This is a genomic window from Chryseobacterium daeguense DSM 19388 (assembly GCF_000430825.1).
GTDB classification, from domain to species: domain Bacteria; phylum Bacteroidota; class Bacteroidia; order Flavobacteriales; family Weeksellaceae; genus Chryseobacterium; species Chryseobacterium daeguense.
Genome location: NZ_AUMT01000005.1, coordinates 327,554 through 344,409, shown reverse-complemented (window position 1 = coordinate 344,409; position 16,856 = coordinate 327,554). Strand labels below are relative to the sequence as shown.

Annotated in this window: 13 protein-coding genes and 1 pseudogene; 5 read left to right on the top strand and 9 right to left on the bottom strand. The window is 36.5% G+C overall.

What is annotated here, in order from left to right; translation table 11 throughout:
* Nucleotides 1-64: 64 nt before the first annotated feature.
* Nucleotides 65-703: an MBL fold metallo-hydrolase gene (locus tag H560_RS0110255; protein ID WP_027379967.1), complete on the bottom strand. Its 639-nt coding sequence runs from the start codon at nucleotides 701-703 to the stop codon at nucleotides 65-67.
* Nucleotides 704-980: 277 nt separating this feature from the next.
* Here H560_RS0110255 and H560_RS0110250 point away from each other — a divergent pair, with 277 nt between their 5' ends.
* A complete protein-coding gene (locus tag H560_RS0110250) occupies nucleotides 981-2,192 on the top strand; it encodes a type IX secretion system plug protein (RefSeq protein WP_027379966.1) in 1,212 nt (403 codons plus the stop codon).
* A gap of 47 nt (nucleotides 2,193-2,239) precedes the next feature.
* On the opposite strand, the gene hemH is transcribed toward H560_RS0110250, so the two are convergent.
* Nucleotides 2,240-3,262 (bottom strand): ferrochelatase, encoded by a 1,023-nt coding sequence (gene hemH / locus H560_RS0110245; protein ID WP_027379965.1) that lies wholly within the window; start codon nucleotides 3,260-3,262, stop codon nucleotides 2,240-2,242.
* Between the two features lie 66 nt (nucleotides 3,263-3,328).
* A complete protein-coding gene (locus H560_RS0110240; protein WP_027379964.1) occupies nucleotides 3,329-4,207 on the bottom strand; it encodes an iron-sulfur cluster biogenesis protein NfuA in 879 nt (292 codons plus the stop codon).
* Between the two features lie 152 nt (nucleotides 4,208-4,359).
* Between H560_RS0110240 and H560_RS0110235 the strand changes: the two genes are divergently transcribed.
* On the top strand, nucleotides 4,360-4,890 hold the full coding sequence (locus tag H560_RS0110235; RefSeq protein ID WP_027379963.1) for a gamma carbonic anhydrase family protein: 531 nt from the start codon (nucleotides 4,360-4,362) through the stop codon (nucleotides 4,888-4,890).
* 131 nt (nucleotides 4,891-5,021) lie between these two features.
* Here H560_RS0110235 and H560_RS0110230 read toward each other — a convergent pair whose 3' ends face one another.
* Nucleotides 5,022-5,450, bottom strand: coding sequence for a hypothetical protein (locus H560_RS0110230; RefSeq protein WP_228372456.1), 429 nt, complete (start codon nucleotides 5,448-5,450; stop codon nucleotides 5,022-5,024).
* Between the two features lie 88 nt (nucleotides 5,451-5,538).
* Here H560_RS0110230 and H560_RS0110225 point away from each other — a divergent pair, with 88 nt between their 5' ends.
* The gene (locus H560_RS0110225) at nucleotides 5,539-7,665 is read left to right on the top strand and encodes a helix-turn-helix domain-containing protein (RefSeq protein WP_027379961.1); all 2,127 of its coding nucleotides are present in this window, start codon (nucleotides 5,539-5,541) and stop codon (nucleotides 7,663-7,665) included.
* A 338-nt stretch (nucleotides 7,666-8,003) separates the two neighbouring features.
* On the opposite strand, the gene H560_RS0110215 is transcribed toward H560_RS0110225, so the two are convergent.
* Entirely contained in the window at nucleotides 8,004-8,432 is a 429-nt protein-coding gene (locus H560_RS0110215) for a hypothetical protein (RefSeq protein ID WP_027379960.1), read from the bottom strand.
* 166 nt (nucleotides 8,433-8,598) lie between these two features.
* Between H560_RS0110215 and H560_RS21390 the strand changes: the two are divergent.
* Both H560_RS21390 and ribB read left to right on the top strand, forming a co-directional pair.
* Nucleotides 8,599-9,539, top strand: a pseudogene (locus H560_RS21390) (LLM class flavin-dependent oxidoreductase).
* 69 nt (nucleotides 9,540-9,608) lie between these two features.
* Nucleotides 9,609-10,730 (top strand): 3,4-dihydroxy-2-butanone-4-phosphate synthase, encoded by a 1,122-nt coding sequence (ribB, locus tag H560_RS0110205; RefSeq protein WP_027379959.1) that lies wholly within the window; start codon nucleotides 9,609-9,611, stop codon nucleotides 10,728-10,730.
* Between the two features lie 95 nt (nucleotides 10,731-10,825).
* Here ribB and fmt read toward each other — a convergent pair whose 3' ends face one another.
* From fmt to H560_RS0110185, 4 genes are all read right to left on the bottom strand, one after another.
* Nucleotides 10,826-11,773 (bottom strand): methionyl-tRNA formyltransferase, encoded by a 948-nt coding sequence (gene fmt, locus H560_RS0110200; RefSeq protein WP_027379958.1) that lies wholly within the window; start codon nucleotides 11,771-11,773, stop codon nucleotides 10,826-10,828.
* A gap of 100 nt (nucleotides 11,774-11,873) precedes the next feature.
* Nucleotides 11,874-13,778, bottom strand: coding sequence for a RecQ family ATP-dependent DNA helicase (locus tag H560_RS0110195; RefSeq protein ID WP_027379957.1), 1,905 nt, complete (start codon nucleotides 13,776-13,778; stop codon nucleotides 11,874-11,876).
* Nucleotides 13,779-13,856: 78 nt separating this feature from the next.
* Nucleotides 13,857-15,314 carry an OmpA family protein gene (locus H560_RS0110190; RefSeq protein WP_027379956.1) on the bottom strand — a complete coding sequence of 486 codons (1,458 nt, stop codon included), beginning with the start codon at nucleotides 15,312-15,314 and terminating at the stop codon, nucleotides 13,857-13,859.
* A 33-nt stretch (nucleotides 15,315-15,347) separates the two neighbouring features.
* The gene (locus tag H560_RS0110185) at nucleotides 15,348-16,850 is read right to left on the bottom strand and encodes an OmpA family protein (RefSeq protein WP_027379955.1); all 1,503 of its coding nucleotides are present in this window, start codon (nucleotides 16,848-16,850) and stop codon (nucleotides 15,348-15,350) included.
* Nucleotides 16,851-16,856: the final 6 nt, after the last annotated feature.

The following is a 16,856-nucleotide window of genomic DNA, read 5'->3' as shown; positions in this document are numbered from 1 at the left end:
TATCCAAATGGGATTTAGCCAAAACCTGAATACATATCAATTTAAATCACCACACTCGAACCTTTTATTTAAAAAAAGGATTATACTCCTTTTCAAACCCAATCGTCGTAGGATTTCCATGTCCTGAAAAAACCTGCGTTTCACCATCAAGAACAAAAAGCTTGGATTTAATTCCTTCAATTAACTGTTCGTAGTTTCCTTTGTATAAATCGGTTCTTCCGATGCTTCCTTCAAACAAAACGTCACCGGAGATCATGAATTTCTGATTTTCGTTATGATAAACCACGCTTCCGGGAGAATGGCCGGGAACATGGTATATTTTGAATTTCTCACCGTCAAGCTCCAGTTCATCGCCCTCTTTAATATATTCAATATCCACTTGTACAGGATTAATCTGGAAGCCGAACCTCATTCCGCTGGCCTGAAGCATATCCAAAACCTCTTTATCATCCTGATGCATTGTAACTGGAACTTTAAATGTATCAAAAGCCCACTGCAGGCCGATTACATGATCAATATGGGCATGAGTCAGAAGGATTTTCTGAATTTTAAGGCCGTTTTCAGTAATGAAATTATGAATTGCCTTTGTTTCCTGATCATTCATATTTCCCGGATCAATAAGCCAGGCATTTTTATTTTCGTTATAAAGGATATAAGTATTTTCGCTCGCAAAATTGAATACGAAACCTTGAATCTGAAGCATACTCTGAATATTTTTATTGAGACAAATTTAACCACAAAAGTTGTGGTTTAAACAATTAAGTAATTTTTATCCTGAATAGTAAATCAATAGAGATGTAACACTGTTGAAAAGTCTCACCTTTGTGGCTAGTATTAGGGTTGTCATGCTGAGCGCGAAGCTGTCTCTAAAAATAATTACGAACTTGTCATGCAACAAGATCTCACATTTAGTCCTAATCAAAATAACTAAAACACAATTATCATATTAAAAATCCCAATTTTTCGTTATCTTCGTCATAATGAAAACTTTGCGAATACTTTTACTTTCTTTAGGCGGATTGGTTTTTGGACAGAACATCCAGAGCATCCAGTTATTTAATCCTCAGACGAATGACGAAACACCTGTTATTAATTTTAATCAGCAATTGGTTCTGAGTTTTGATGATCTTACCAATGCCAGCGAAATCTACAGGTATACCATCAAGCATTACAACAGAAACTGGGAAGATGATAATCTTTTCTTCACTGAGTTTGCTAATGGAAGCTTGAATGCGCTGTTGGATAAATTTCAATATTCCTTCAATACATTGCAGGCTTATACTCACTATAAACTGACTTTCCCTAATGAAAAGATGCAGCCCAAGATTTCAGGAAATTATGAAATCATTGTGTACAAAGATTCTGCGGAAAAACCATTGTTTAAAAGAAGATTTTATGTGGTGGAAGATGCAGCTACATTAGCTTTAAATATTTCAAGGATATCAGATGCAAGGAATCCTGATGCCAATCAGCGGGTAGAAGTAAAAGCGGTTCCTAAAGGCGGAGACCTTTCGGCTAACGTTAATTCTATGACGCTGAATGTGATGCAGAATAACAACCCGAATGTTACGATTAATAACCTCAAACCAAGCACTACATTAGGAAACCAGCTGCTCTTCCAGCAGATGTCGCTGGTTTTTCCCGGGAATAATGAATTTTATTATTTTGATAATAAAAACATGAATATGGCTGCAGATATGGTTCGTGCTACAGAGATTCTGGAAGGCGTAAACCAAACGTATCTTCATCCTGTCTGGGCATTTCCATTAAATTATCAGTACCAGCCGGATGTGAACGGAGCGTGGTATTACAGAAGAAATGATCTGGGAAGAGAAAGGGATGCGGAAAGGGAAGCGGATTATTCCTGGGTGTATTTTTCCCTGGATTCTGATCCTGTGGATAAAGATATTTATGTTTTGGGTGGTTTTAATAATTTCAAAGCAAGTAAGGAAAACCAGATGCAGTATGATGTTGCTGCAAAAAAGTATGTGGCAAAAATTTATCTGAAACAAGGGTTTTACAACTATATTCTTGCAACAAGACAAGGAAACGGCCCACTAAATTTCGGTGAAGTAAACGGTAATTTCTGGCAGACAGAAAATCTTTACCAGGCATTTTTATATTATGCTCCTTTCGGGCGTAATTATGACGGACTCATAGGATATGGGGAATTCAGAACGCCGGTAAGATAGATTAAATCAAAATAAAAAAACCTCCATCATCGGAGGTTTATATTTTTTTAAACAAGATAAAACTCATTAAGTTTCTCTTCACATAAAGTCTTTACAATCTCTATCCAGCGGTCTTCATCATTGAGGCAGGGGATATAATGGAAATTTTCTCCGCCTCCATGCAGAAACTGCTCCTTTCCTTCAACGGAAATTTCTTCCAGCGTTTCAAGGCAGTCTGAAACGAAGGCCGGACATACAATTGCAAGATTCTTGATGCCTTTCGCAGGGATAGTTTCCAGTGTTTCGTCGGTATAAGGTTCAATCCATTTATCTTTTCCTAATCTGGACTGGAAAGAAACAATAACTTTTTCCTTTGGTAAGCCCAGTTTTTCAATGACGGTTTCTGTTGTTTTAAAACATTGATGACGGTAGCAGAACTGATGGCTCGGATTGGTTTCTCTCGAACAGCAGTCATTTAAATTACACGTTTTTGTGGGATCGGTTTTATAAATATGCCTTTCCGGAACGCCGTGATAAGAGAACTGCAGCGCATCGAAATTTTCAGGAAGCTTTTCCCTGATGCTTTCTGCTAAACAATTAATGTAAATTTCCCTGTTATAAAACGGTTGAATATAATTGATCTTTACATCCGGGAATTTCTGTTTTCTTACCTCTTCTGCTTTTTCAATGACGGTTTCCGTTGTGCTCATCGCATATTGCGGATAGAGAGGGAAAAGAACAATCTCCGAAACACCTTTTTCCGTTAGCTTTCTGATTCCTGTTTCAATGCTCGGTTCCGCATATCTCATCCCGATTTCCACCGGAACATCCACCAGCTTCTGAAGTTTTTTCTGGATTTTTTCAGTAATGACAATTAGCGGCGATCCTTCATCTGTCCAAACCGTTTTGTATGCTTCGGCAGATTTTGGAGGTCTTGTTTTCAGAATAATTCCCTGCACAAGAAGCGCACGGAAAATCCATCGATAATCGATCACCCGCTCGTCCATCAAAAATTCGTCAAGATATTCCTTTACATCGTTTACTGCCGTAGACTTTGGCGAACCAAGATTTACTAATAAAATTCCTTTCATAAAATATAAGTAATGAGTAATTGGTAATGAGTAATTTTTAAAGCACATTACTCATTGCTCATGTTTTTATCCGTTTACAGCTTCCACTCTTTCTACAAGATCCGGAACGAATTGTTTTAAAATATTTTCAATACCGTTTTTCAGCGTAGCGGTGGAGCTCGGACAGCCTGAACATGCCCCCTGCAAAAGCATTTTTGCGGTTTTATTTTCCTGATCATATTCCATCAGGGAAATTTTTCCACCGTCATTTTCTACAGCCGGAGCAACGTATTCATTTAAAATGTCAGAAATTTTCTGTTCGTCTTCAGTATAATCTCTGTTGATGATTTTTTCTACGGGATTTTCGTGCTTTTGAGGCTCAAGGTTTGAGATATCGCCTCCGTTCTGAAGATATTCGGCGATCATTCCGCGTACAGCCATCATTACCTGATGCCATTCTACGGAATTATCTCTGGTAACCGCCACAAAATTATCAGAAATAAAAACTTCTTTAGCAAAATCAAATTCCTTGAAAACAGCTTCTGCTAAAGGAACTCCTTCTGCTGCATCTCTGGATTTTACTTCTACGAAACCGTCCAGTAATAATTTGCTTGAAACAAACTTCATTACATTAGGGTTGGGAGTCATCTCAGCATAGATCTGGTACATTTCTTTTTTCTTCTGAAGGTAAATTCTTGGATTGGCCAATAATTCATCCTCAATCACATTTTTCAGGCTTTCAGCTACATGTTCCCATTCTATGGTGTCCTGTTTGGCAACAGCTACAAAATTAGCCGTTATGAAAATTCTTTCCACAAAAGGATAATTAAACAGCTCCTGCGCCAAAGGAATTTCTGAAATATCTGAATCTCTGTCCAATTCCAACGATCCCGGGATTAGATTATAATCCGCAACAAATTTCATTACTTTCGGGTTTTCGGTTGGTTCTATAATTATGGTATGCATTTTTTCGTTAAATTTGAGATACAAAAATACGCAATTAGAAATTAGAAGCTGGAAATTAGCAGTTAGATTTTTGCTATCACTGTAATTTACAATTTGTGATTTCAAGGTTTAATTTCCAAATTAGCTCATTATCAAACTTTCAAATCAATAATATGGCACTTATAAAAGAACTTTTAGGAAAAGCCCCGCAAATAGGAGAGAATAGTTTTTTAGCTGAAACAGCGACTATCATAGGAGATGTAGTGATGGGAAAAGACTGCAGCATCTGGTATAATGCTGTGATCAGGGGGGATGTTCATTACATAAAAATGGGGGATAAGGTGAATGTTCAGGACAATGCAATGCTGCACTGTACGTACCAGAAGTATCCTTTAAATATAGGAAATAATGTATCCATAGGCCATAATGCCATTGTTCACGGATGTACTATTAAAGATAATGTTTTGATTGGGATGGGAGCTATTGTAATGGATGCCTGTCTGGTTGAAGAAAATTCTATTGTAGGTGCGGGTTCTGTAGTAACGCAGGGAACTCATATCAAATCCGGCGAAGTCTGGGGTGGTGTTCCGGCGAGAAAAATTAAAGATATTAATGCACAATTATTAGAAGGCGAGGTAAACAGAATTGCAGATAATTACGTAAAATATTCTTCCTGGTATAAGGAAAATGTGAATGCTCAATAGTGAATTTTGCTTAGTTGGTGAATCTTTCATTTTAAATGATTCATAACACAATTAATTGACTTGCGAGGCAAAATTCACTATTAACAATTCACATTCATAAAACAGTTTGGTCAGAAAATGGCCAAGCTGTTTTATGAATTGACAAGTTCAGCTTTTCCGTTTACACATTTAACGGAAGTCGGCGGCATGATCATCATACAGTCGGACACTACATTGTATTTTTTGTTGAAAGCTTTCACTTTTTCGGTGTAATCTTCTATTTTTGGAAGAATTTCGGCTTCCATTTTTTTAGGATAGGCGATATAGGATTGTGGTCCGCCACAAGCTTTCGAACCTATTGGAGCAAAGGTCCACTCGTTGGCGTCTGCACATTTTTCTTTTGCAATTTCAGATTCAATGGTGGCTTTTATTTTATCCAGCTGAGCCTGCTCGTATTTTTGACTGCTTTCATCGGCCGGCCTTTCAGAAATGTCTTTTGGAAGATTGGCCTCTGCATTTTTTGCTGAAGAGCATGAAGCCATTAAAACCGCTGTACTTACGGCTAAGAATAAGATTTTCATAAATTTTTTTCTCAAGTTACGTTCAAAATTTCTCAAAAGTTATGCCAAGGTACAGAATTAAATTTCATTTTCCGTAATTTTGACAGCGATGAACAATCATTTTTTTGACTTAATAGAACATACAAACCGAAGCGTTTTTTTAACGGGAAAAGCAGGGACAGGAAAGACTACTTTCCTCAATGATTTTGTAAAGCGGACACGCAAAAAACATATTGTTGTAGCGCCTACAGGGATAGCTGCGATCAATGCGGGAGGCGTTACCATTCACTCCATGTTTGGGCTTCCGCTGCGTACGTTTTTACCGACCACGGAGAGGATAGATACAAGTCTGGCCAATAATATTGCCGATCTGATGCCTCATTTCAAATACAGAAAAGATAAGCTTAAACTTCTTCGTGAGGTTGAGATTATCATTATTGATGAGGTTTCCATGCTGCGTGCCGATGTTCTGGATATGATGGATTTTTCCCTGCGTTTTATCAGAAGAAATAACCAGCGTTTCGGGGGAGTTCAGATGCTGTTCATCGGGGATCTTTACCAGCTTCCGCCGGTGGTGAGGGATGAGCATATTTTGAAAATGTATTACAATTCCCCGTTCTTTTTTGATAGTCTTGCGATTAAAGAAATTCCTTTGATTACAATTGAATTAACAAAAGTTTACCGCCAGACTGATCAGGGTTTTTTGGAAATATTAAATGCCATCCGTGACGGAGACATTGCGAATATCGACTTTAACCACCTGAATGAAAGATATGATCCGGACTTTGATATGGGTAAAGAACCCTACGTTTACCTTTGTTCGCACAACAAAATGGCGGACGAAATCAATCAGGAAAAATTAACTGAAATAAAAGTTGATGCAAAAACCTATGAAGCCAAGCTTTTCGGTGAATTCAAGGAAAACCAGTTTCCGAATGAGCAGTTTTTAGAACTAAAAATCGGGGCACAGGTAATGTTTATCCGAAACGATATCTCAGGAGAAAAAAAATATTTTAACGGGAAACTTGGCGAAATTTCTGCTTTAGACGAAAATGAAATAAAAGTAATCCTTGACGGAAGCGACCGGGAAATTACCGTAAAAAGGGAAGTCTGGGAACAGAAAAAATACTTTCTGGATACCGAAAAAAATATTAAAGAAGAGGTGTTGGGAAGCTTTGAGCAATTCCCGATTAAGCTGGCCTGGGCCGTAACGATTCATAAAAGTCAGGGATTAACGTTTGATAAAGTAATCATTGATGCCGGAAAAAGCTTTACAGCGGGGCAGGTGTATGTAGCTTTATCGCGTTGCAGGACATTGGAAGGAATTGTTTTAAAATCTAAAATCACTCCTGAAGTTATATTTAAAGACAACAGAATTCTGCATTTCCATATGGATACGGTGGCCAATGATCATGTTGAAAATATTTTAAATAAGGAAAAATATGACTACAGCATCAAAAAAGTTCTCAGAACCGTTGATTGCCAGTGGCTTTTGAATGAGCTGGAAGAATGGAATAAACTATCCCAGGTTACAAAAAGCATTGATATATTCAAGATCAATCAGCTGTATTCCCAATTAAAGCCGGAAATTGTAAATCTTGGTAAAATCTTTGAAAAATTAGACAGGATAATTTCTCAAAAGGTTAATAATTTTATCGAGCAAAAAGAAGAATGGTCCGAAATTGAAAGCAAAACAAAAGGTGCGGTTAATTTCTTTTTTATCGAAATAAGAGACAAAGTTTTCAGTCCGCTGAAAGACTTTTACGCTGAAATCAAAGGAGCGAAGGGATTAAAACAATACAATGAAGAATTCCGTGTCTGGCTGGAAGATATTGAAGAGTATCTGAACAGCTTAAAAGAAATTCATTTGCTGGAAACCAAGCTTCTGGATGAAAAAAACGACAAGGAAATCAGCATGAAAATAGCAAAAGTTCCGTCCCAGGTTCTTACTTTTCAATTATTTGAGCAGGGAAAAACCATTTCGGAAATTGCGCTGGAAAGGGGATTGGTAAAAGAAACGGTAATCGGTCACCTGGCGAAATTTGCAGAGCAGGGTCTGCTGGATATCTCAAGAGTAATTACTTCAGACAAAATCAAAGCTTTTGAAGAAGTTTTCTATAAAGACCCAAAAGAAACGCTTACGGAATGGAAAAACGTATTACCGAGCAATTTTGAATTTAATGAAATCCGGATTTTGATTAATCATTTTAATTATCTGAAGGAGAAAGCGAAATAAAATTTATTAAGGATATAATATCTGAACGATTGCAGAGTTTGTATTTAACCCAGTATTTATCGCATTTTTTAATGCTTCAAATTCGATGATAATGCATTCTGTTTCGTAAACTGATTCCATATAATATCCTTCTTGCTGTGAAATTTTAAGTTTTAAAATCTCATCTTCAAGTTTATTTTTAAGAGTTTCTATGGAAATTTTTGGTTTTTATACATTTGACAATTGTAAAGTATTTTTCATCAAGAATATTGAAATCAACTAATTTTAAATATTCCTCTATGCAATCGACATCAATCATAATTTTCCCACCTCCACACCAATTTCAATCTTTCATAAAGTCAGCTTTTATTTATGGCATCAAAATAAAGTTTTACATTATCCCAATCATTATCTCTTTTTGCATGATATCTAATAAATCTATTTTCACGATCTTCCAACTCATAAGGCATTTCAGCAAATTCACCTCCAATTTTATGAGTATCTTCTTCTTTTGCATAGAAAATTATTTCATACAAATTTTTGTGAAGAGTGATTCCAATAACTTTTATATCGGCAATTTTCATTATTTTTTGAATAATTTCGATCATTAAATTATGCAAATTTTGATCATCATTTTCAACATCATCAAATTTTTGCAACTCAACATACCAACACCAATTAAAATTAATTTTGGTTGGATCATCACTTAAACTTGTATTAATCAACAATTCAAAAGGATGATTATTTACATTGAAAACTTTTCTTGAGAAATTTACTTCTTCTTCCATCAATTTAGGATGTATTATTTTTTCAAATATAAGTTTTATTAGATTACCTTAAAAATTTCCAATAGTTTTTCCCTGAACTACACTATCAATCCTATGAATTACAAAAAGTAACTAATGTAATTTATTAGTCTTACATTTGTTTGGTTTTAAACCTAAAATTTAAAATATGAAGAATTTTGAAATATCAGTGCTTGATCTTGCGCCTGTAAAACAGGAGAAAAGCATTCATGATACGTATCAGGACAGTTTATCTTTAGCAAACCATACTGAAAATTTAAATTATAAAAGATTCTGGCTTGCAGAACATCACAATATGGAAAGTATTGCAAGCTCTGCAACTTCAGTTCTTATAGGCTTTATCGCCAATGGAACAAAAAAAATAAGAGTGGGATCGGGAGGGATTATGCTTCCCAATCACAGTTCACTGGTAATAGCCGAACAGTTCGGAACCCTGGAATCTCTTTTTCCGGGAAGAATTGACCTCGGTTTGGGGAGAGCACCGGGAACAGATGGATTGACGGCCCAGGCTTTGGGAAGAAATCCAGCCATTATCAACCAGCAGTTTCCAAGGCAAATTTTAGAACTTCAAAAATATTTTTCGAAAGAAAATCGTGATGCGCTGGTACGGGCCATACCGGGAGAAGGGTTGGATATTCCGCTGTATATTTTAGGATCAAGTACCGATAGTGCTTTTCTTCTTTTAATATTTACAGACAAAATTTTGAACCTTCAAAATATCTGGACCAGCCGTACATCATCGCTTGTGTAAATGGAGTAGCAGCCGAAACTTCGGAAGAAGCTCACAAAATTTCCACTACTTTATTTCAGGCATTTATTAATATTGTAAGAAATGACAGAAAGCCTTTTGCACCGCCTGTAGATGATATGGATGATATCTGGTCTCCTATGGAAAAGTCAATGGTTTTACAGAAATTGAAGTATACTTTAATCGGGAATCAAACCGAAATTGAGGAAAAGCTGAAAAGTTTTCAGGAAAAATTCAATGTTGATGAACTTATGATCAATTCTCATATTTACGATCATCAGAAAAGATTAGCGTCTTATGAAATTTTCAGAAACGCAAAAGACTCAATATTCAAAGCGTAACAAACCGTTTATATAAATTGGCAGATGCTTATTTTTATGAGTATCTTTGCACAAATTTAAAAAGTAAAAATGTCTGATATTAAATTAAATACTATTCCAGAGGCTATAGAAGACCTTAAAAATGGTAAAATAATCATAGTAGTAGATGATGAGGACAGAGAAAATGAAGGTGATTTTCTTTGTGCAGCAGAGCTTACAACACCTGAAATAATCAACTTTATGGCACTTCACGGAAGAGGGCTAATCTGTATGCCGCTTCCTGAAAAAAGATGTGATGAGCTTGGTCTTGAAGTAATGGTGAGCAGAAGCAGCGATCCGAAAGAGACAGCATTTACAGTATCTGTTGACCTTTTGGGGAATGGTACTTCTACCGGGATTTCTGCAGCAGACCGTGCCAAAACAATTTTAGCTTTGATGGATGAAAAATCGAAGCCTACTGACTTCATGAGGCCTGGGCACATTTTCCCGCTTCGCGCAAAAAAAGGAGGTGTTTTGAAAAGAGCAGGACATACTGAAGCGGCTATTGATCTTACTTGTCTGGCCGGTTTAAAAGAAGGTGGAGTTATTTGTGAGATCATGAACGAAGACGGAACCATGTCAAGACTTCCTGAATTGTATGCTTTCGCTCAGAAACATGATATGAAAATTGTTTCTATTGAAGATCTTATTCATTACCAGCTTAAAAAAGGAAATCTTATCGAAAGAATCGAAGAAAGAAAGGTAAAAACCGCTTATGGTGATTATGATTTCTTCGCCTTTAGAGAGACTTCAAATGACCAGATTCACTTTGCTTTAACGAAAGGCAGCTGGACGGTTGATGAGCCTGTTTTGGTAAGAGTTCAGTCTTCAGATTCTTATTTTGATGTTTTAACGAGATTAAATAACGGTGAAAAACCTTTACTGGAGAAAGTGACGAGCATGGTAAATGAAGCCGGAAAAGGTGCTATTATTTTCATTAATAACGTTTCAAATTCTGAAAATACATTAAGAAAGCTACAACAATTCCTGAATTATCAGGATGGCCAGGAACAACATCCAACATTGGCTTTCAACTACAGAGATTACGGAATCGGAACACAGATTTTAAAGAATCTTGGAATCAATAAGTTTAAAGTAATCACTCAGAATCCAAATATCAAACCTCAGGTTGGAGGATATGATGTTGAGGTGACGGAGATGGTGCAGCTATAAGAAGTGAATGGTCAATTGTGAATTAACTTCGTTGTCAATTTTGACATTTTTTTAAATTGACTTATTGACATTTCACAAAAAAATGGCTTGAGAGATCAAGCCATTTTTATTTCCTCAAAATTTCTGAACCCGTTCAGGAAATCTTTTACATTCATTCTTTTTTTACCCTCCAATTGTAATTCTGAAGGAAAATATATTCCGTCCCGGGTATAAATTTTAAATTCATTTTTTGAAATTTCTAAACTTCCAACAGGTTTTTTATGATCTGAAGGTTCAAATTTTCCTGCAAATATTTTTAGTCCTTTTTCCTCTTCCCCGATTTTCATTGTTGTAAAAGCAGCAGGATAAGGTGACATTCCCAGGATAAACTGATGAATATCTTTTGAATTTCCTGACCAGTTTATTCTTGTATCTTCTTTGAAAATTTTAAATGCATTTTTTGGATGTTCAACGTGCGGTTGAGGCTTTTCTGTGATTGAATTTTCTGCCAGTCCATCCAATGTTTTTACCACCAGTTTTGCTCCCATTTCCATGAGCCTGTTGTGAAGACTTCCTGCATTTTCATCCGGTAAAATCTCTAATTCTTCCTGAAGAAGAATATTTCCTTCATCTATTTTTTCATTGATAAAAAATGTAGTGGCACCAGTTTTTTCTTCCCCATTAATCACTGCGTAGTTGATGGGAGCAGCCCCTCTGTAATCGGGAAGCAGGGAAGCATGAAGGTTGAAGGTTCCCATTTTAGGCATTTCAAATAAAACTTTGGGCATCATTCTAAAAGCAACCACCACAAATACATCGGCATCCAATTTTTTCAATTCTTCCAGAAACTCCTGATTTCTTAATTTTTCGGGCTGAAAAACGGGAATGTTGTTTTCCACTGCAAAAATTTTAACAGGCGATTGGTTAATTTTCTGGCCGCGTCCGCTGGCTTTATCGGCCACCGTTACAACGCCTACTACTTCATGATTTGATTGATGAATGGCTTCAAGTGAAGTTTTTGCAAACTCCGGCGTGCCTAAAAAAACTACTTTCAATGATTTCATACTGCAAAGATAAGCCCTTTGATTTTAAGTTTAGAATTATGAATTATGAATTATGAATTATGAATTATGAAATTACCTATTGCTCATTACCCATCACCCATTACTCATGCAAGGCGTACGTCCTAAAATTCAGCATCTTTATTTTCCCTGAATCCAATAAGAATATCAGGTTTTCCAAGATGTTTTCTTTAGAATGATAGCTCATCTGCACAGAAAGCTCTTCAATAGTTGAAGGTTTTTTAGCTAATAAATTGATAATTTGATTAGAAATATTCTTTCCGAAAATGGATTGCTTATTTTTTTCACAAACCGAGCATTGGCCACAGTTTTTAGAATTTTTTTCTCCAAAATAAGCCAGGATTAATTTCATTTTACAATATTGCTGATCTTCAGTGTAAAATTTCATTTCCTCCCATTTCTGAATTTTATTTTTCTGGATGTGCTCAAAAAGCTTCCAGTAAACCGAGTTATTGACTCTTTCATCTCTTGGCTTTAGGAACTTAACGCTGGATAAAGCACCGTCGATATACTCTACATAGCCTTTTTGCTGGAGTTCCTTTAATCTTTCTTTAATCAGAAGAACACTCACCCCGATCTTATTGCTTACCTGCTGCTCACTGAACATCACTTTATGTGTAGTTATCCCAGAAACTGTACGAAGCATTAATTCAAGAAAATAAGCATCTTTCTGAGGAAGCTGGTCAATTTCATCTGCCTGCATCAGGAGCTGCAGTGATGAAAGGCTTTTGTTATCATTAAAATAAATAATTTCCTGATTATGCAGAAAACCTAAAACATTTTTTATCTTTGCGATAGATAGTTTTGTAAAGTTCTGAATGCCATTGATATTTAATTCGAAAACTTTCTCCGGTAATTCAAATTCGGCAACCTGAAAAATGGAATACAGATAGGTGATGATCTTTAAGAATTCAGTTTTACTGGGTATCTGATTTTTTAAAATCTGGTCAAAGTTTGATAATTCCTGCTTATCCCAAAGCAAAAAAGCGAAACTGTCTTTTCCGTCTCTTCCAGATCTTCCTATTTCTTGGTAATAATTTTCAATGGACGGAGAAGGCGAGTAGTGAATAACGAAGCGTACATTGTCTTTATCGATACCCATCCCGAATGCATTTGTTGAAACCAATACATTACTATCACTGTTATTCCAGATGGTCTGCTTGGCATTTTTCTCCTTTGTCGTTAATCCGGCGTGAAAGAAATCTACATTTGATAGCTGATTTTTTCTTAAAAATTCAGTAAGCAGTTCTGCCTCTTTCCTGGTTCTTACATAAATGATTCCTGACTCGTTAGTAAATTTCAGGATGTCAAAAATTCTTTGAAACTTATTGGAAACTTCTTCAGTGAAGATTTTTATATTTTCCCTTTTAAAACTTTTCTGAAAAACTTTTGGATCTTTCAGCTCTAGTTTTAGTTTAATTTCTTCTAATACTTTAGGAGTGGCGGTTGCTGTTAAAGCTAAACATGGAATTTTAGGATTGTTTTTCCTGAAATCTTTGATGTTCTGATAGCTTGGCCTGAAATCCTGCCCCCATTCTGAAATACAGTGAGCCTCATCCACAGCTATAAATGACAGCTGAATCTCTTCAATATTCTGTAAAAATTGCTTGTTTGTTAATCTTTCCGGTGAGATGTATAGCATCTTTGTTAACCCTTCCTTGCATCGGTCGTAGATAGTTTCTGCATCATACTCATCAAGCTCTGATGATAAATACTCGGCCTCAATTCCTCTTAATTTTAATTGATTCACCTGATCTTTCATCAGTGCAAGAAGTGGCGAAATAATGAGGCAGGTGCCTTCCTTTAATAAAGCAGGAAGCTGATAGCAAAGTGATTTTCCGGCTCCGGTGGGTAAAAGAACAAGAGTATCTTTTTCATTAATAACGGAATCAATAATCTCCTCCTGCGAATCACGGAAGCTGTCATATCCCCAGAAATATTTCAGGGTTTTGAATTTTAGCTCTTGAAAATCTTGTTGAGAAATCATAAGGTAAAATTAATAAATGTGTTTTTACGAAAAAAGTCACGCAATGCGTGACTTTGATATAATCTACTAATAAGTTTATTATTTAGCTTCAAAGTAAACTCTTCTGTTTGCTCTGTTTTTCCATTCAGGACATTTAGTAGCAGGGTCGCACTCAGGATATTTAAGGTCTTTTTCACCTCTACCGATTGCGTTAAGTTTACCAGACTGAACACCGTTTTGAATTAAATAATTTTTAACGTTGTTTGCTCTTCTTTCAGAAAGCTTTTGGTTGTAAGCATCAGAAGCTCTTGTATCTGTAGCTCCGATTACGTTATATTCGCCGCTTGAAGAGTTAATATAGTTAACTGCATTATTTAAGATAGGTGTATTAGAAGGTAAGATTCTGTCTGAGTTCAAGTCAAACTCGATACCGTCTAATTTAGTTTCTGTTTCAGTTACAGGTCCGGAAATAGGAGCTGTAGTTGTAGGACATCCTTGATTTTCTACAGGTCCAGGAACTGTTACACACTTATCATTTAAGTCGATAACACCGTCAAGGTCTGTATCAAGAGCAACACCAGCACCATCAACTCTTGCACCAGCAGGAGTATCAAGCTGTCTGTCCCAATCGTCACAAACACCATCATTATCAAGATCTCCTTTCTTACAAACTTCGATATCCTGGTTTTTGTTAGCCAATACATCTAATTTGTAATAGATTTCCTGAAGTGGGTCATGCCACATTAAGTGAGATTCGTGTTTCCCTAATTTTAAAGAGATGCCTAAAGTAGCGTTGAAGAAGTTATCAGAAACCTGCTCTTCACGTTGGTTGATATCGCTGTACTGGCTACCTCCACCATCGAATTCATCATCACCAGTCATTACATACATTACTCTACCTTCGATGTCTAACCTTCTGTTAACTTTGAATTTAAGACCAGCACCAGCCTGAGCGAACATAGATCCCAGTTTGAATGGCTTAATTTCAGTTACAAGTTTTTGCCCTGCAGCATTTTCCTGATAAGCTCTGTATGCTAAAGTACCAACACCCGCATATCCGTGTAAAGCCCATCTGAACGGAGAATGATTGTCAACTCTTCTTAATAGGTTCGAAAAATTAATATCCCCTAAGATTGAGATCGCATCATATTGAGTTCTGGCACCTACTTCCTGATATCCCGATCCGGCAGGAGCGGAATCCTTAGTATTGAACCATCCTTGTCTCGTTTCTCCTCTGTCATATTGCAAGTTTAATCCAAAAGCATGAGTAATAGCTTTATCAATACTTACATAAGCAGAATAACCAAAAAGGTTTTTACCGTTACCGTTTTTTATAGATGTTAAATCTGCAGATTGTACTAATGGTACACCAGCACCCACTGAGATTGACCAATCGTTGAATCTTTTTGATTTATTTGTAAAGGGGGAAACATTCGCAGAGCCTGAAGAAAATGTGTTTGGATATTCTCCATTTGAAACTACTGCAGTTGAGTCTTGTGCAAAGGCTACTGTCGGAACAGCTAACGCGAATGCAACAATTGCTAAACTTAATTTCATAATGTATTTTTTATTTAGTTAATTAAATGATTTTTATTTTGCTTGAAAGTAAACTCTTCTGTTTGCTTCGTTTTTTTCTTCAGAGCATTTAGAAGCCGGATCACATTCAGGGTATTTAAGGTCTGTTTTCCCTCTTCCCTCTGCAATAAGCATACCAGAAGCAACTCCTTTACTGTTAAGATATTTTACAACAGCATCAGCTCTTTTCTGAGATAATTTCATGTTATAAGCAGCAGAACCTCTTGCGTCAGTAGCTCCGATCACTAAAAATTTATCGTTAGAGTTTAAACTTTTAATTACGTCTGCAGCATGATCCAATTTACCATAAGATACGGGTCTGATTTTATCGCTGTTAAGCTCAAACTCAATACCTTCAAAGTTTTTATTGATTTCATCTACAGCAGTAGCAGGCGTTGAAACTGCAGCAGGCGTCGGAGGACAACCTTGGTTTTCTACAGGTCCCGGAACTGTTACACACTTATCGTATAAGTCAATAACACCATCAAGATCCATATCTAATGCAACACCGGCACCATCAACTCTTGCACCGGCAGGAGTATCAAGCTGTCTGTCCCAATCGTCACAAACACCGTCATTGTCATTATCACCTTTTTCGCAAACTACAAGTTCAGTTTGTTTATTTTCAAGAACGTTAGTTCTGTAATAAGCTTCCTGTAAAGGATCATGCCATGTAAGGTGGGATAGTTTATTACCCAACTTAAAGGTAAGTCCTAAATTTATAGTTAACATGTTATCAGATCTTCTCTTGTTGATCATGTTATACTTGGAAACTTTTGAAAGCGGATCATAGTCAGCAGGACCAGAGTATCCACCACCATCAAACTCATCATCACCACTGATAACATACATTGCTCTTGCTTCAATATCAATAAGTTTGGAAACATTATACTTCACCCCGGTACCAAATTGGTAATAGAATGAGCTGATGTCTAACTTTTGATTAATGAACAAAGGAACTCTTGCTGGAGAAGTACTCCATCTGAATTCATTATTATCATGTAAAGATGTGTTGAAGTTCATTAAACCGATACCAGCGTAACCATGTAATGCCCATCTATACGGAGAATGGTTATCCACTCTTCTCAAAAGATTTGAGAAGTTGATATCTCCCATTAAAGCAATTTGATTGTACTTAGTATTTGCTTCTGCAACTCCGGCAGCAATACCTGCAGCTCCTTCAAGCTGAGCTTTTTGTTTCGTTTCTCCTCTCTGGTAGATAAGGCTTAAGCCGAAAGCATGGCTGATTTGTTTGTCTAAACTCACGTAGGTGTTGTACCCCCAGTTAATCTTTTTGTCATAGATTGATCTAAGATCTGAGTGAACCATTAAAGCAGTACCACCACCGACTGAGATTGACCAGTCTCTAAATCTTCTAGCCTTGTTGTCGAAAGGTTGGACATTGGCGGAGCCTGATGAGAACGTATTCGGGTACTCGTTCGTTGAACTTACTGCGATACTGTCCTGAGCATAAGCTGCAATAGGCAATGTGGCCAATAATAATAAACCTAATTTCATACAATA

Excerpts from the sequence above, each read along its gene's own strand:
- H560_RS0110190 (WP_027379956.1), bottom strand. The coding sequence starts at position 15,314 with ATGAAATTAAGTTTAGCAATTGTTGCATTCGCGTTAGCTGTTCCGACA.
- H560_RS0110250 (WP_027379966.1), top strand. The coding sequence starts at position 981 with ATGAAAACTTTGCGAATACTTTTACTTTCTTTAGGCGGATTGGTTTTT.
- H560_RS0110230 (WP_228372456.1), bottom strand. The coding sequence starts at position 5,450 with ATGAAAATCTTATTCTTAGCCGTAAGTACAGCGGTTTTAATGGCTTCA.
- H560_RS0110185 (WP_027379955.1), bottom strand. The coding sequence starts at position 16,850 with ATGAAATTAGGTTTATTATTATTGGCCACATTGCCTATTGCAGCTTAT.
- H560_RS0110240 (WP_027379964.1), bottom strand. The coding sequence starts at position 4,207 with ATGCATACCATAATTATAGAACCAACCGAAAACCCGAAAGTAATGAAA.
- H560_RS0110195 (WP_027379957.1), bottom strand. The coding sequence starts at position 13,778 with ATGATTTCTCAACAAGATTTTCAAGAGCTAAAATTCAAAACCCTGAAA.
- H560_RS0110255 (WP_027379967.1), bottom strand. The coding sequence starts at position 703 with ATGCTTCAGATTCAAGGTTTCGTATTCAATTTTGCGAGCGAAAATACT.
- fmt (WP_027379958.1), bottom strand. The coding sequence starts at position 11,773 with ATGAAATCATTGAAAGTAGTTTTTTTAGGCACGCCGGAGTTTGCAAAA.
- ribB (WP_027379959.1), top strand. The coding sequence starts at position 9,609 with ATGTCTGATATTAAATTAAATACTATTCCAGAGGCTATAGAAGACCTT.
- H560_RS0110215 (WP_027379960.1), bottom strand. The coding sequence starts at position 8,432 with ATGGAAGAAGAAGTAAATTTCTCAAGAAAAGTTTTCAATGTAAATAAT.
- hemH (WP_027379965.1), bottom strand. The coding sequence starts at position 3,262 with ATGAAAGGAATTTTATTAGTAAATCTTGGTTCGCCAAAGTCTACGGCA.
- H560_RS0110235 (WP_027379963.1), top strand. The coding sequence starts at position 4,360 with ATGGCACTTATAAAAGAACTTTTAGGAAAAGCCCCGCAAATAGGAGAG.
- H560_RS0110225 (WP_027379961.1), top strand. The coding sequence starts at position 5,539 with ATGAACAATCATTTTTTTGACTTAATAGAACATACAAACCGAAGCGTT.